The sequence below is a fragment of the Pseudomonas sp. nanlin1 genome (assembly GCF_045571515.1).
In the GTDB taxonomy this organism is placed as follows: domain Bacteria; phylum Pseudomonadota; class Gammaproteobacteria; order Pseudomonadales; family Pseudomonadaceae; genus Aquipseudomonas.
In genome coordinates this window covers 3656047-3669311 of sequence record NZ_CP124218.1, presented here as the reverse complement: position 1 = coordinate 3669311, position 13265 = coordinate 3656047, and the positions used below count along the sequence as shown (strand labels likewise).

Annotated in this window: 16 protein-coding genes; 6 read left to right on the top strand and 10 right to left on the bottom strand. The window is 63.2% G+C overall.

Annotated features, from left to right (window positions below; translation table 11 throughout):
- Positions 1 to 3: 3 nt before the first annotated feature.
- Together QCL65_RS17065 and QCL65_RS17060 are read right to left on the bottom strand one after the other, a co-directional pair.
- A complete protein-coding gene (locus QCL65_RS17065; RefSeq protein ID WP_407310749.1) occupies positions 4 to 801 on the bottom strand; it encodes a phosphodiesterase in 798 nt (265 codons plus the stop codon).
- Positions 802 to 823: 22 nt separating this feature from the next.
- A complete protein-coding gene (locus tag QCL65_RS17060; RefSeq protein WP_407310747.1) occupies positions 824 to 1282 on the bottom strand; it encodes a metallophosphoesterase family protein in 459 nt (152 codons plus the stop codon).
- A 78-nt stretch (positions 1283 to 1360) separates the two neighbouring features.
- Between QCL65_RS17060 and QCL65_RS17055 the strand changes: the two genes are divergently transcribed.
- The 3 genes from QCL65_RS17055 (at position 1361) to QCL65_RS17045 (ending at position 3741) form a co-directional block, all read left to right on the top strand.
- Positions 1361 to 2173, top strand: a complete 813-nt coding sequence (locus QCL65_RS17055; protein ID WP_407310745.1) for a glyoxalase superfamily protein — start codon at positions 1361 to 1363, stop codon at positions 2171 to 2173.
- A gap of 43 nt (positions 2174 to 2216) precedes the next feature.
- Positions 2217 to 2714 carry a DUF1543 domain-containing protein gene (locus QCL65_RS17050; protein ID WP_407310743.1) on the top strand — a complete coding sequence of 166 codons (498 nt, stop codon included), beginning with the start codon at positions 2217 to 2219 and terminating at the stop codon, positions 2712 to 2714.
- Positions 2715 to 2784: 70 nt separating this feature from the next.
- On the top strand, positions 2785 to 3741 hold the full coding sequence (locus tag QCL65_RS17045) for a threonine dehydratase (RefSeq protein ID WP_407310741.1): 957 nt from the start codon (positions 2785 to 2787) through the stop codon (positions 3739 to 3741).
- Here the strand turns inward: QCL65_RS17045 and QCL65_RS17040 are convergent.
- Together QCL65_RS17040 and QCL65_RS17035 are read right to left on the bottom strand one after the other, a co-directional pair.
- Positions 3731 to 4912: an MFS transporter gene (locus tag QCL65_RS17040; protein ID WP_407310739.1), complete on the bottom strand. Its 1182-nt coding sequence runs from the start codon at positions 4910 to 4912 to the stop codon at positions 3731 to 3733. The genes QCL65_RS17045 and QCL65_RS17040 overlap by 11 nt on opposite strands.
- 106 nt (positions 4913 to 5018) lie before the next feature.
- The gene (locus QCL65_RS17035) at positions 5019 to 5954 is read right to left on the bottom strand and encodes a LysR family transcriptional regulator (RefSeq protein ID WP_407310737.1); all 936 of its coding nucleotides are present in this window, start codon (positions 5952 to 5954) and stop codon (positions 5019 to 5021) included.
- A gap of 116 nt (positions 5955 to 6070) precedes the next feature.
- Between QCL65_RS17035 and QCL65_RS17030 the strand changes: the two genes are divergently transcribed.
- Together QCL65_RS17030 and QCL65_RS17025 are read left to right on the top strand one after the other, a co-directional pair.
- On the top strand, positions 6071 to 6499 hold the full coding sequence (locus tag QCL65_RS17030) for a VOC family protein (protein ID WP_407310735.1): 429 nt from the start codon (positions 6071 to 6073) through the stop codon (positions 6497 to 6499).
- Positions 6496 to 7083 (top strand): glutathione S-transferase family protein, encoded by a 588-nt coding sequence (locus QCL65_RS17025; RefSeq protein ID WP_407310733.1) that lies wholly within the window; start codon positions 6496 to 6498, stop codon positions 7081 to 7083. The genes QCL65_RS17030 and QCL65_RS17025 overlap by 4 nt, the downstream gene beginning before the upstream one ends.
- 43 nt (positions 7084 to 7126) lie before the next feature.
- Here the strand turns inward: QCL65_RS17025 and QCL65_RS17020 are convergent, their stop codons facing one another.
- From QCL65_RS17020 to QCL65_RS16995, 6 genes are all read right to left on the bottom strand, one after another.
- Entirely contained in the window at positions 7127 to 8419 is a 1293-nt protein-coding gene (locus QCL65_RS17020) for a PQQ-dependent sugar dehydrogenase (RefSeq protein ID WP_407310731.1), read from the bottom strand.
- Positions 8416 to 8844: a DUF2231 domain-containing protein gene (locus QCL65_RS17015; protein WP_407310729.1), complete on the bottom strand. Its 429-nt coding sequence runs from the start codon at positions 8842 to 8844 to the stop codon at positions 8416 to 8418. The genes QCL65_RS17020 and QCL65_RS17015 overlap by 4 nt, the downstream gene beginning before the upstream one ends.
- A gap of 134 nt (positions 8845 to 8978) precedes the next feature.
- Complete coding sequence (locus QCL65_RS17010; RefSeq protein WP_407310727.1) at positions 8979 to 9884, bottom strand: DNA-3-methyladenine glycosylase family protein; 906 nt, start codon at positions 9882 to 9884, stop codon at positions 8979 to 8981.
- Between the two features lie 9 nt (positions 9885 to 9893).
- On the bottom strand, positions 9894 to 10400 hold the full coding sequence (locus QCL65_RS17005; protein WP_407310725.1) for a methylated-DNA--[protein]-cysteine S-methyltransferase: 507 nt from the start codon (positions 10398 to 10400) through the stop codon (positions 9894 to 9896).
- Between the two features lie 83 nt (positions 10401 to 10483).
- Positions 10484 to 11605 (bottom strand): NADH:flavin oxidoreductase, encoded by a 1122-nt coding sequence (locus tag QCL65_RS17000; RefSeq protein WP_407310723.1) that lies wholly within the window; start codon positions 11603 to 11605, stop codon positions 10484 to 10486.
- 97 nt (positions 11606 to 11702) lie between these two features.
- Positions 11703 to 12686: an aldo/keto reductase gene (locus QCL65_RS16995; protein ID WP_407310721.1), complete on the bottom strand. Its 984-nt coding sequence runs from the start codon at positions 12684 to 12686 to the stop codon at positions 11703 to 11705.
- 249 nt (positions 12687 to 12935) lie between these two features.
- On the opposite strand from QCL65_RS16995, the gene QCL65_RS16990 reads away from it, so the two are divergent.
- Complete coding sequence (locus QCL65_RS16990; RefSeq protein ID WP_407310719.1) at positions 12936 to 13265, top strand: DHCW motif cupin fold protein; 330 nt, start codon at positions 12936 to 12938, stop codon at positions 13263 to 13265.

The window sequence follows — 13265 nt, the reverse complement described above, 5'->3', positions numbered from 1 at the left end:
CCCTCAAGCGAACGCCATCGGCCCGGCAAAAGTGCCGATGGGTACCCAATGGGTGATCAGCCCGGTGTCCGCTTTCCAATGGTGCAGCAGCAGGGCCGGTGGCTCCACATAGGACGCCGCCTCAGCCTGGGCATCGAGGCGCAAAGCAATGGCGGTGGTGGTACTGGGCGCCGTGCACAGTAGGGTGCCACCGAAACGCAATAGCATGTGCCGGTGAATGTGCCCGCATACCACTCGCTCGACCGCCGGGTACCGCGCTAACACCTCGGCCAGCCGTTGGCCGTTGCGGCACGCGTAGGTGTCTATATAGGGAATGCCGCTGAGAAACGGCGGCTGGTGCAGCATCACCAGGGTCGGGCGCTCGGGTTCCTGGGCCAGGGTCGCGTCGAGCCAGGCCTGAGCCGCTGGCGTCATGTCGCCGTGGTGCTCGCCGGGCACGCTGATGTCCAGGCCGATGATACGCACCGGGCCCAGGCTCCCGGCGACAAAGTGGGCGGGCCCAGTGCCAGCCATGGGCATGCGCTGGGCGAAGCTGGCTTTGAACAGCGTGAGGTCATCATGGTTGCCGGGGATCAACAGCAGCGGCTGTTCGATGCGGTCCAATAGCGTTCTGGCCATCTCATATTCGGCGGGCAAGCCTTCGTCCACCAGGTCGCCGCTGACGATCACCACATCCGGCCGAGGCCACAGCCCGTTGAGATGCTCGATGGCTTGCTGGCACTGGCTATTGGAGTCGACCAGGCCTTGGTAGAGCATGCCCTGGGGTCTGATGTGCAGGTCCGATAGATGGGCAATCAGCATGCCGGTGTTCTCCGTGGCAGGTTTATTCCAGCAGGGCGACCAACCGCGGCTCAAGCGCCGTGTCCCCCACCTCAAGCAGCGCCAGGGTGACCGGCAATTTGAAACGCCGGCGCCCGGCGCTGCCAGGGTTGAGGTACAGCCGCTCGCCGCGCCATTGGATCTTCGGCTGGTGGGAGTGGCCGGTGATCACCAGGCGCACCGCAGCGTCGAGCTGCGCTGGCACGTCGGCGATGTCGTGCACCAGTAGCGTTTGCCAGCCCGCCAGGTCGAAGTGCAGCTCATCGGCCAACTCGGCCGCCCACGGCGCGTCCAGGTCGTTGTTGCCGCGCACCACCTGCAGCGGGGCGATGGCCGCCAGTTGCTGAAGAATCTCCGGGCTGCCGATGTCGCCGGCGTGAATGATTCGCTCGCAACCGGCCAGTGCCGCGATGGCTTCAGGACGAAGCAGGCCGTGGGTATCGGAAATCACGCCAACTTTCATAGGGGCTCCCGGTTATGCTTTTGCCAAAACGGCTACTATGGCCTGCCACTTTACAGAAGCCAGCGAGCGAGGAATGCAGTGAGCTTGAACATTGAAGTCATGGACGCGCCGAGTGAGGCGGACCACCAAGCGATCTTAACGCCGTTGCGGGCGTATAACCAAACCGCTGCAGGTTTGGCCGACCCGGAAAAAATCGCGTTGCTCATCAAGGACCAAGCCGGGCAGGCCATTGGTGGCCTGGATGCCAGCGTGTTTGGCCAGTGGCTGTTTATCGAGATGCTGGTCGTACCGGAGGTCGCCCGTGGGCAAGGCCTGGGCACCCAGCTGATGAATATGGCCGAAGACATCGCTCGGCAACGCGGGTGCGTGGGCCTTTGGCTCGACACCTTTTCATTCCAGGCGTTGGACTTTTACCTGCGCCTGGGCTTCAGCGTCTTTGGCGAATTGCCGGAACACCCGCCAGGGCACCAACGTTACTTTATGAAAAAGCGCTTGGACGGCCAGCCCAGTCTGAGCGAGGCGGGCATTGCGTTCACCCAGACGGCGCCGATCTTGCGCATGTTCGATACCCACAAAGCCAAGGAATTCTATCTGGACTTTCTCGGCTTCCAGCTCGACTGGGAACACCGTTTTGGCGCGGACATGCCCCTTTACATGCAGGTCTCGCGCGCGGGCCTAACGCTACACCTGAGCGAACACCATGGCGATGCCAGCCCTGGTAGCTGCACCTTTGTCACCATGCGTGGCGTTCAAGCCCTGCAGCGGGAACTGATCGCCAAGGCGTATCGCTTCATGAAACCTGAAATTGAACAACTCGACTGGGGCCACGTGATGACCGTGACTGACCCATTCGGCAACCGTATCCGCTTCAGCGAACCGGTGCCGGCGTGATGGGGCGTCAACCCCGCTTGGTGCAGGCCGCGAGGAGCCTTCGATGCTGTGGGTAGTCATGCTGGGCGGCAAGCACCCGCAAGCCAAAATCGAAGTGCACGACGTGGTCTTCGTGGTTGCCGACAGCCTGGCGGCGGCTTACCCCGAGCTACGCCAAGGTTGGTTCGGCAGCCCCGCAGGCTTGCACGTCGATGCCTGGATGCAGGTCGATGGCGTCGACCAATGGAAAGTCGAACTCAGCCCGCTGGCGCCACGGCCGGACGCACCGCGTTTGTACTTTATCAACCTGGGAGGTTATGAAAAGCAGACGTTTGGCGAGGCGCACCATTACCTGTTGGTGGTGGCGCAAAACAAAGCCGAGGCCAAAGCCAAGGGCAAGCAGCAGATGCTCCGCCATTGGCACAAGCCGCACACCGATGCGCTGCTGGACGTTGACGACTGCCTGCCTATCGATTGCGTGAGCGGCCGTTATATCCATCTGGTGCAAGGCCCCCATAGGGGGGTGGTGCAGGGCAATGACTACATTGTGCTGCCGGCCTGAATCACGGCCGGCTTGACCCTCTTGCGCGCCACTGTGCCTATACTGCGGAAAAAAATCAGGAAGCCACGCCATGCATGGATTAACCCGCGACGCCCTTGAAACTGCTGCCCGCTTGGTTTACCAAGTGATGCCCGCCACCGCCCAGTACCCTTGGCCGCTACTGGCCCAACGGTTGGGCTGTACGGTGTGGGTCAAGCATGAAAACCATACCCCCACCGGCGCGTTCAAGGTGCGCGGTGGCATCACCTTTATGCATTGGCTGAAACAGACTCACCCCACGGTCCGTGGGATTGTCACCGCCACCCGCGGCAACCACGGGCAAAGCCTCGCCATGGCCGCCACGGCTTCGGGGCTGCGCGCGCTGATCGTGGTGCCGCGGGGCAACTCGGTGGAGAAGAACAACGCCATGCGTGGCTTTGGTGGTGAGGTCATCGAACATGGCCAGGACTTCGACGAAGCCCGCGAAGAGGCCGCGCGCCAGGCCGAACAGCAGGGGCTGTACCTGGTTCCGCCCTATCACGATGAGCTGGTCAAGGGCGTTGCCAGCTATGCACTGGAGCTGTTTGGCGCGGCGCCGCCGCTGCACACTGTTTACGTGCCAATCGGTTGTGGCTCGGGGGTGTGTGGGGTGATCGCCGTGCGTGATGCTTTGGGCTTGAACACCGAGGTGGTGGGGGTGGTGTCGAGCCAGGCGGATGCCGCCAAGCGCTCGTTCGACAGCGGCGCGTTGTGTGAAACCGCCTCGGCCAATACCTTCGCCGACGGCCTTGCCGTGCGCCGGCCCATACCGGCGGCGTTCGCCGTATACGCGGCGGGTGCGGCGCGCATCGTTGCGGTGAGCGAAGAGCAGATTGCCGAAGCCATGCGCGTGTACTACAGCGATACCCACAACCTAGTGGAAGGCGCCGGTGCCGCCGCCCTGGCGGCGCTGCTGCAAGAGCGCGAGGCGATGGCCGGGAAAACCGTGGGGGTGATCCTCTCCGGCGGCAATGTGGACCGCGCGGTGTACGCGCAGGTCATTGGCTAAGCGAGGTGGCCACCCGCCGAGCGGCCGCTGGCCGGGCCAGGCTAAGCAGCCCGAGCAGGGCCATGCCGGCCCCCACCCACAAGGGCGCACGCAGGCCGTAGCCGGCGTCGATGGCGGTGCCGCCGGCCCAGCTTCCAAAGGCTAACCCGGCGGTGATCACCGAGGTGTGCAGGGTATTGACCAGCGCACCGGGTTCGGCCGCGCGCATCACCCGGGCGACCATGGCCGGATTGAGGGCGACGCCGGTCAACCCCAGGGCGATAAAACAGCTCAGGTTCAACCAGCGCAGGTCGCCGGCCAGGGCGAAACCGCCCAGTGCCAATACCATCACACCCAGGCCCCAGCCCAATGCAGCCATGGTGTGGCGGTCGGCGATACGCCCGATCAGCATGTTGCCGACCAGGTTAGCCACGCCATACAGGGCCAGCCAAGGGGCCACATTGCCCGGCGCGATGCCGACTTCTTCGATCAGGATCGGCGTGCAGTAGCTGAATGCGGCGAACGTGGCGCCGATGATCAAGCCGCTGGTGGCGTAGGCGGCCCACAGGCTGCGGCTCTTCAGGTCGGCCCATTGCCGGCCCAGCGCGGGCTCGCTGCCTGGCTCGCCCTTGGGCAGCAGTGTCGCGACCAGCGCGGTACAGGCCAGGGCCAGCAGCACCACCAGCCAGGAACTGGCGCGCCAGCCATAGTGGTGCTCGATCCAGGCGGTCATGGGCACCCCGGCCACGGGCGAGAGCATCAGCCCGCCGAGCACCACCGATACCGCTCGACCGCGGGCTTCAGGCGCTGCCAGGCTGGCGCAAACGGTCATGCACAGGCCGATACAGGCCGCGCTCACCACCCCCATGATGACCCGCGCCAGGGCCAGCACTGCATAGCTCGGCGCGGCGGCAGCCAAGGCGCCGGCGGCTACGTAGATCGCCAGCAGCCCCACCAGTGCACGCTGATTGCTGATGCCTTTGGACAGCAGCAAGACCGTGACCGGGGGGCCGCCCAGCGCCATGCCCAGGGCGTAAAACGCGATTAAGTTGCCCACCTGCGCCAGGCTCACGGAAAACGCGTCGGCCAGAGCCGGCATCATCCCGGCGATCATAAACTCGGCGGTCACCAGAGAAAAAATGGTCAGCCCCAACAAATACACGGTTGGGGGCAGTTTAGAACGGGCGGTCATAGTCAACTCGGGCTGGAACAGGGTCGGCTACCCTAGGGATAGATGACCTAGCGGTCAACTATTGGATTGTGTTGGCAGGGGCAGAAGATCGGGGGCAAGCCCCCTCCTACAGCAGACATACAGATGGTTGACCGCAGGTGGCTGGGCTGGCGGGGTTGGGGATTATTCGCTCCAGTTGGGGCTGGGCCCAGTCGACGAACGCTTTGACCCGCGGTGACAGTTGCAGCCCATGGGGGTAGACCAGCTGGATGGGTATGTCCGCCGTTTCGAAGCGCTGCAGTACCCGAATCAGACGCCCCTGGGCCAGTTCATCAGCCACCTGATAATGCATCAAGCGGGTAATCCCCAAGCCTTCCACGCAGGCCAGGCGCGCCGAGCGCACCTGATTGCACTGCAGCCTTGGCACGATGTCTTGAAGGCATTCCTTGCCGTCGTCCTGGTAATACCACTGCCGGCCTTGTGAATTAAGGACGATGCACGGGTGCGCCGCCAATGCCGCCGGGCTATCCAGATGGGCAGCCCCTTGCAGGTAGGCCGGGCTGGCGCAAGTGACGAGGCGGGTCGTGCCGACCTGTCGCGCGACCATGGCCGAGTCGGGCAAGTGGCCGATACGCAAGGCGATGTCGAGGCGCTGATCCACCAGCGGCACGATGTGGTCATCCAGGCTCAACTCCACCGCCATGTCGCCATGGGCCTGCAGGAACCCATTGACCAATGGGGCAATGAAGCGCTGGCCGAACTCTATCGGCGCGGTGATGCGCAACAGGCCACGGACTTTGCCGTCACGCATTTGCAACTGCTGTTCCATGCCGTCGAAGTCGGCCAGCATGCGCCGGCTCCAGCCTAGGTAGGCTTCGCCTTCGTCGGTCAGGGCCATGCGCCGGGTCGTGCGGTTCAACAGGCGCACCCCCAGGTAGCGTTCCAGGGCCGCCAGCGAGCGCACCAACGACGCCACCGACTGCCCAGTCGACTGGGCCGCTGAACTCAAGCTGCCGCTGTCGACGATGCGAACGAAATTGCTCATTGCCTTGAGCTTGTCCATGGCCACCTTCGGATTAGTGCGATGAATGCATAGGTGTTGTCAGGTCTACGCCATAGGTGTGACGCGGGCGGCCGTTCACACTGCAGGCTCCCAACGTTCACTGGAGCTTCGACACTATGAACCGGCCAGCCAACCCGGCGCGAATTCTTGCATACGACCATATCGGTATTCGGGTCAGCAATGAAAGCCGCGCCCTGGCGTTTTATCAAGCCTTGGGCTTCGCTGAAACCGCACGTTTTGCCCGGTTCGAGGCCAATGAAATGCTCAGCCCCGATGGGGTTCGGATCAACCTGATTTTCAATGGCGCAAGCCTACCGAACGCTTACAACACACTGCTCGATGCCCCGGTGAAACTGCCCGGCATAACCCACCCGGCTTTTATCGTCGACGACTTGACCGCGTTACAAGCCTGGCTCGACCAGCAAGGCATCGTTATCACCGAGGGGCCTCACCCTATTGGGCCGCGGCGGGTCGCCCTGTTCATTCGTGACCCAGACGGCAACGTGCTGGAATTCAACCAACTGCTCAACACAGGTGCTGCATGAAACTCTATGACCTCGACGCTTCAGGCAACTGCTACAAAGCCCGACTGTTTGCTGGGCTGGCCAATATCGACCTAGAGGTGATTGCCGTCGACTTCGTCAACGGTGCGCACAAACAGCCGCCGTTGATCGACCTCAACCCCCTGGGTCAACTGCCCATCCTGCAAGACGGCCCCTTCACCCTGCGCGATTCCCAAGCGATTTTAGTGTACCTCGCGGGGGAATACGGGGGGTTGGCCTGGTGGCCCAATCATCCTCAAGGCCAGGCCGACATCGTGCAGTGGTTGTCCTTTGCGGCCAACGAAATTCAGCACAGCCTGTGTGCGGCCAGGTTGGTGGAGAAGTTCGGCTATGGGCTGGATCAGTCGGCAGCACTGGCCATGGCGCCAGGGGTGCTTGAATGGCTCGACCGCCATTTGGCGCAGCATGATTGGCTTGCCATCGGCCGGCCGTCGATTGCCGATTGCGCGGTTTATCCCTATGTCGTGCTGGCACCAGAAGGGCGGGTTGACTTAAAGCCGTACCGCCACGTGTGCGCCTGGTTGGAAAGGGTAGAGGGGTTGCCAGGCTACGTGGCCAAGCCTTAAGCGGGGAACGGGCGGCCTGTTGCAGGCCGCCCGCTGTAGCGCGTTAGCGGTTACGCGTTACGCGCCAGACGGTATTGGCCAAGTCATCGGCGATGATCAGCGCCCCTTTCGGGTCGACGGTCACGCCCACCGGCCGGCCTCGGGTTTTGCCGTCGTCGCCACGGAAACCGGTGGCGAAGTCTATCGGCTCGCCGGCCGGGCGGCCATCGCGGAAGGGCACGAAGATCACCTTGTAGCCCACCGGGTTGTCCCGGTTCCAGCTGCCGTGTTCACCCACGAACACGCCATCGGCGAATTTCTCGCCCATGGCCGGCAGGGAGAAGTCCACCCCCAGTGCCGCGACGTGGGAACCCAGGCTGTAATCAGGCTTGATCGCGGCGGCGACCTTGTCCGGGTTCTGCGGCTGCGCGCGGGAATCAACGTTTTGGCCCCAGTAGCTGTAGGGCCAGCCGTAGAAGCCGCCTTCACGTACCGAGGTCAGATAGTCGGGAACCAGGTCAGGGCCCAGCTCATCGCGCTCATTGACCACGGTCCACAATTGCCCGGAGTCGGGCTGGATAGTCAACGCGGTGGGGTTACGCAGGCCCGTGGCATACGGCTTGTGGGCGCCGGTGGCGGCATCGATCTGCCAGACCATGGCGCGGTCGATCTCGACCTCCATGCCGCGTTCGGTGACGTTACTGTTGGAGCCGATCCCCACGTACAGGTAGCGTCCATCGGGGCTGACGGTCAGGGCTTTGGTCCAATGGTGGTTGATCGCCGAAGGCAGGTCGGTAACCTTGGTCGGCGCGCCGTTGGCTTTGGTCTGGCCGTCGCTGTAGTCGAACCGCACCAGCGCGTCCTGGTTGGCCACATACAGCTTGCCGTCGGCGAATGCCAGGCCGTAAGGCGCGTTGAGGTTCTCGGCGAATACCGTCTTGAGCTCATAGGTGCCATCGCCGTCAGCATCGCGCAGCAGGGTCAGGCGGTTGCCGCCTTTGACTTGGGTATTACCCTGGGCCTTGATGTAACTGGCGATCACGTCCTTGGGCTTGAGCTTGGCAGCGCTACCACCGCGGCCTTCGGCAATGATGATGTCACCATTGGGCAGGACCAGGCTTTGGCGTGGGATCTTCAAGTCGGTGGCAATTGCGCTGATGCTGAAACCTTCAGGGACCTTGGGTTTTTGATCACCCCACGCCACGGGTTCGGCAATCTTCATACTGGGCAGCAGGCCGCGTTGTGGCTCGGGCAGTTTCGGGTCCGGGCCACGGGCTTGGGTGCTGTCGGCTTCGCCACCGCAGGCGCTGACCAGCAGCGCCATGCTCAAAACAGTCAGAGCGCCTGAGTACTTCATTGGGCACCTCCATTGCGCAAGTTGCTCAGCCCGGTCCAGGCGCTGATAAAGGCCAGTACCGTGACCACGATCGATAGAATCAAGCCTGAGGGCATCACGGCCCAAGCGTCCTTGGCGTGCTCGAAGGCGTTCACCAGCCCCAGCACCCAGGTCACCAAGAGCAGCAGGAAGTAGAGCACTGGTCGTCCGGCCTTGTGGTCCGCACGTACCAGGTTGACCAGCGCAAACACCAGCGCCAAACCAGCGAACAGCAGCCCGCCGGCGATTAGCCAGGCGGCGAAGTTGGCCCATTGGATTTGATAGGTATTTGAGTAGGCAATGTCACTGAGCAACCCACCGAGAAACAAAGGCACGGCCCCGGCAAGCAAGATGGCGTGCAATGGGCTGGGCGTGTGGCGGTAGGTGAGGGGGGCGGTAACGGTCACGGCGACTCCTTATCGTTTAGCGACCCAGGGGTCGCATTGACTGCGCATAGGAAATGATCGCGTCGCCGACCTAATAGTTCAGCCTATTGTGCTGCAGAAATGTTTTGCAAAAGTCTCTGCCAAGCACCCGTAGGCTATCCGCCCCGCTGCACGCCGGCCTGGTCCGCCAGCTCATTCCACACATGCATGGCCGCATACGCCCGCCAAGGGCGCCAGGCGGCGCTGTGAATGGCCTGTTGCGGGAGTTTCAGCGCCAGCGGATGTTCGCGGGCAATGGCCTGCATTAGCACCAGGTCGCTGGCGGGCCAGGCATCCGTGTCGCGCCAGGCGCGCATGGCCGTGTATTCGACGGTCCAGGGGCCAATGCCGGGCATGTCTAATAGGGCCTTGCGCAACTGCGCCAGGTCGCCTGGGTCGCTGCAGGCATCGATCGCCAGGCGGCCCTCGGCGACCGCGTGGGCGAAGCCTTGCAGCGCCGCCACGCGTTTGCCGGGCATGCCGATCAGGTCAAGATTGGCCGCAGCCAGGGCGCTGGGGGTTGGAAACTGCCAGGCCACGGCAGGGTGCCCAGGGACCTCCAGCGGGCGCCCGGCCCGTTGCACCAGGCGCCCGGTGATGGTCGTCGCGGCCTTGACGCTGACCTGCTGGCCGACGATGGTCCGCACCACCAGTTCAAAGGCGGACCAAGCGCCGGGGATCCGCAGCCCAGGCGCCTGGGCCAGCAGGCGCTTTAGCCACGGGTCTTGGCCCAATGCGGCGTGCACCTGATGCAGGTCAGTGTGCAGGTCGAACAATGTGCTCAGCTTGGGTTGCAGGGCGCCCAGATGGCGGCTCGCCGGGCCATCGATCCTGGCGATCAGGCAGTTGTGTTGCGGGTCCAGGCGCACGCGCAACAGGCCGCCGTCGCCTTGCCATTCGATCGTCCTGAGGTAGCTGTCGCCCTCGACCACCTCCACCCCAGCGCTGGCGCGGCCGCGAAAAAAGCGCAGCATGCGCGGCCAGTCGAAGGGGGCTTGGAAGGGCAGTTCGAGTTCGTCCATGGCTTGCCCTTAGAGGTCCAGGCACTGTTGGATGGCGCCGCGCTGTTCCAGCGCGAGCAGTACTTGCTTGGCTGTGAGCCCACCGGCAAAGCCGGTCAGCGCGCCGCTTGCGCCGATCACCCGGTGGCACGGCGCGACGATAGAAAGCGGATTGCGCCCATTGGCCGCGCCCACCGCACGTACCGCTGCGGGCAGGCCGATTTGCTGGGCAATTTGGCTATAGCTGCGGGTTTCGCCAAAGGGGATGGTCAACAGCGCGTGCCAGACTTTCTGTTGAAATTCGGTGCCGTTAAAGGCCAGGGGCAGGTCGAATTGCTGGCGCTGCCCGGCGAAGTATTGCTCCAGTTGCCGGGCCGCCTCATCCAGCACCGGGTGGCTGAGCGTGGGGGTCAGCTCGCCTAGCCGAACCCGGTTGGGGTGCTCGGTTTCCCACAGGATGGCTTGCAACCCAAGGTCATTGCTGACCAGTGTCAGCAGGCCAACGGGTGAAGGTAGGGTTTTGCTGAAGCAGGGCATAACGCGGCTCATGGCAGTGGGGGCAGCATCTATGACGATGACTCATGCGTTGCGCAAAAGCAACGGCCGCCCCCGGTGCGTGATTAAGCGAGTTCGCCAAGGTCCGCCGGGCTGAAGGCTTTCAGGTTGCTGCTGTCGCCGCTGCGAATTTTCGTGACCCACTGCGGGTCACTGAGCAGCGCTCGGCCGACCGCGATCAGGTCGAACTCTTCACGTTCCAAGCGTTGCAGCAAATTGTCGAGGCTGGCGGGCTGCGAGCTTTCGCCGCTGAAGGCACCCATAAAGTCGCCGGATAGCCCCACCGAGCCCACGCTGATGGTCGCCGCGCCGGTGAGTTTCTTCGCCCAACCGGCGAAGTTCAGCCCTTGCTCGCCGTCGAGTTCGGCAAATTCGGCTTCCCAGAAGCGCCGCTGCGAGCAGTGCAGGATGTCCACCCCGGCCTCCACCAGTGGCACCAGCCAGGCGGCCATCTCGTCGGGGCTGCTGGCCAAACGGGCCTTATAGTCCTGCTGCTTCCATTGGCTTAGGCGCAAGATAAGCGGAAAGTCAGGGCCTACGGCGGCTCGCGTGGCTTTGACGACTTCGGCGGCGAAGCGTGAGCGCTCCGCAATAGTGGCGCCATTGAAATGGTCGGGGCGCTCGTTGGTGCCATCCCAGAAGAATTGATCCAGCAGGTAGCCGTGGGCGCCATGGATTTCAACGGTGTCGAAACCAAGCCGTTTAGCATCGGCGGCCGCCTTGGCGAACGCGGCGATGGTATCGGCGATCGCCTCGTCGCTCATCACTTCGCCCCGCGGCGTTTGCGGTGCAACCAGGCCCGAGGGACTCTCGATGCCGCTGTCGGGTGTCCACTCGGTGAGAAAACTGGGCACTGCGCCCACGTGCCAGATCTGCGGCCCCATTTTGCCGCCGGCCTGGTGCACGCCGTCAATCACCTGTTGCCAGCCCGCCAATGCGGCGTCACCGTGGAAAAACGGAATGCCGGGATCATTGCGCGCGCCGGGCCGCTCGATAACGGTGCCCTCGGACAGTATCAACCCCACCTCATGTTCCGCGCGGCGGCGGTAATAGGCGGCGATCGCCTCGTTTGGCACACCTGCTGGTGCGAAGCAGCGGGTCATGGGGGCCATGACAATGCGGTTCTTCAAGCTGAGCGATTTAAGCGTGAAGGGCTGAAACAACGAATCGAGGGGGGTAGCACTCATCAGGTCGCTCCGTTAGAAATAAGTGGTCATAGTATAGGGCGCCTCCCTGAGATCAATAAGGCACCCGGGAGCTATCGCAGCCAAAGCCTAGGCGCTATCAGGCGAACCCGGCCACCTCGTGGGGCACATACGGCGCCTGCAGGCGTTGGATTTCTTCTGGCGTCAGGGCTAATGCCATGGCGGCCACGGCGTCTTGCAGATGCTGGGGCTTGCTGGCGCCGATCAGCGGTGCAGTGACGCCCTGCGACTGCGCGACCCAGGCTAATGCCACCTGCGCCCGGGGTACACCGCGCGCTTGGGCGATGCTGGCGACGGCCTCGACTACCTGGCGGTCGGCGTCTGCGGTTCGCTCCAAGTACAGGGTCTTGCCAAACGCATCGGCGTCTTCCCGGGCGCTGCTGGCGTTCCAGTCGCGGGTCAGGCGACCACGGGCCAACGGGCTCCAGGGCAGCACTGCAATCCCTTGGTCCCGGCATAGCGGCAGCATTTCGCGCTCTTCCTCGCGGTTGAGCAGGTTGAGGTGGTTTTGCATCGACACGAACGGCGTCCAGCCATTGGCTTTGGCGGTATACAGGGCCTTGGCAAACTGCCAGGCATACATGGACGAGGCGCCAATGTGCAGGGCCTTGCCGGCCTTGACCACATCGTGCAATGCCTCGAGGGTCTCTTCGATGGGGGTGTGGTAGTCCCAACGATGGATCTGGTACAGGTCAACATAATCGGTGCCCAGCCGGCGCAGGCTGTTGTCGATTTCGCTCATGATTGCCTTGCGCGAAAGGCCGCCAATATTGGGCGCCTGGCGGGACGGGAAGAACACTTTGGTGGCGATGACGATTTCATCGCGGCGGGCATAATCGCGCAGCGCGCGGCCGACGATTTCTTCCGAGGTGCCATCAGAATAGCTGTTGGCAGTGTCGAAAAAATTGATACCCAAATCCAGCGCCTGCTTGATCAGCGGTCGACTTTGTTCTTCGTCCAGCGTCCAGGGGTGGTTACCGCGATCGGGGATGCCATAGGTCATGCAACCCAGCGCTATGGGCGAGACCTTGAGGCCGGTATTGCCTAGGGGCTTGTAGTTCATCGGGTGCTCCTCATTGAATAGAAGGTATGAAAATTGACCCGTCGTTCAAGGTTTAAGTCCCTTGGATCTTTGTTCGGCACGCTGGTGGCTCAGATCAGGGTAATGACGAAACTTGCGCACGCCGGCGCGGTGGGGTGATCCGGGCCAGGCGAAGTCTGTATGCCGCCGATTCTGCCGATCTGTATCTATCCTGGTATGCGTGAGGTTGCTAGGTTGCCAACCTCACGCACTCTCACTCAAGGGCCCCCCATGGAACTGACCGCCATCCCGTTCGCCACCACCGACTGGTCCACCCTTGAGCCCACCGTACACCCCGGCCAAACCGGCACTGCCTATTGGCGCACCTGCCAGTTCGGCAATGTGCGGGTGCGTATGGTCGAGTACAGCAGCGGCTACCTGGCCGATCACTGGTGTTGGCGCGGGCATATTTTGTTGTGCCTGGAGGGTGAATTGCACACCGAACTGGAAGATGGCCGGGTGTTTACCCTAACTCCTGGCGTCAGCTACCAGGTGGGTAACGACGGCGAAGGGCATCGTTCGTCGACGGTCACCGGGGCCAAATTGTTCGTGGTGGACTGA

What these genes read in the sequence shown, in the direction of transcription:
- QCL65_RS17065 (WP_407310749.1), bottom strand. Translation starts at nt 801, where the DNA reads ATGCTGATTGCCCATCTATCGGACCTGCACATCAGACCCCAGGGCATG.
- QCL65_RS17060 (WP_407310747.1), bottom strand. Translation starts at nt 1,282, where the DNA reads ATGAAAGTTGGCGTGATTTCCGATACCCACGGCCTGCTTCGTCCTGAA.
- QCL65_RS17050 (WP_407310743.1), top strand. Translation starts at nt 2,217, where the DNA reads ATGCTGTGGGTAGTCATGCTGGGCGGCAAGCACCCGCAAGCCAAAATC.
- QCL65_RS17045 (WP_407310741.1), top strand. Translation starts at nt 2,785, where the DNA reads ATGCATGGATTAACCCGCGACGCCCTTGAAACTGCTGCCCGCTTGGTT.
- QCL65_RS17040 (WP_407310739.1), bottom strand. Translation starts at nt 4,912, where the DNA reads ATGACCGCCCGTTCTAAACTGCCCCCAACCGTGTATTTGTTGGGGCTG.
- QCL65_RS17035 (WP_407310737.1), bottom strand. Translation starts at nt 5,954, where the DNA reads ATGGACAAGCTCAAGGCAATGAGCAATTTCGTTCGCATCGTCGACAGC.
- QCL65_RS17030 (WP_407310735.1), top strand. Translation starts at nt 6,071, where the DNA reads ATGAACCGGCCAGCCAACCCGGCGCGAATTCTTGCATACGACCATATC.
- QCL65_RS17025 (WP_407310733.1), top strand. Translation starts at nt 6,496, where the DNA reads ATGAAACTCTATGACCTCGACGCTTCAGGCAACTGCTACAAAGCCCGA.
- QCL65_RS17020 (WP_407310731.1), bottom strand. Translation starts at nt 8,419, where the DNA reads ATGAAGTACTCAGGCGCTCTGACTGTTTTGAGCATGGCGCTGCTGGTC.
- QCL65_RS17010 (WP_407310727.1), bottom strand. Translation starts at nt 9,884, where the DNA reads ATGGACGAACTCGAACTGCCCTTCCAAGCCCCCTTCGACTGGCCGCGC.
- QCL65_RS17005 (WP_407310725.1), bottom strand. Translation starts at nt 10,400, where the DNA reads ATGCCCTGCTTCAGCAAAACCCTACCTTCACCCGTTGGCCTGCTGACA.
- QCL65_RS17000 (WP_407310723.1), bottom strand. Translation starts at nt 11,605, where the DNA reads ATGAGTGCTACCCCCCTCGATTCGTTGTTTCAGCCCTTCACGCTTAAA.
- QCL65_RS16995 (WP_407310721.1), bottom strand. Translation starts at nt 12,686, where the DNA reads ATGAACTACAAGCCCCTAGGCAATACCGGCCTCAAGGTCTCGCCCATA.
- QCL65_RS16990 (WP_407310719.1), top strand. Translation starts at nt 12,936, where the DNA reads ATGGAACTGACCGCCATCCCGTTCGCCACCACCGACTGGTCCACCCTT.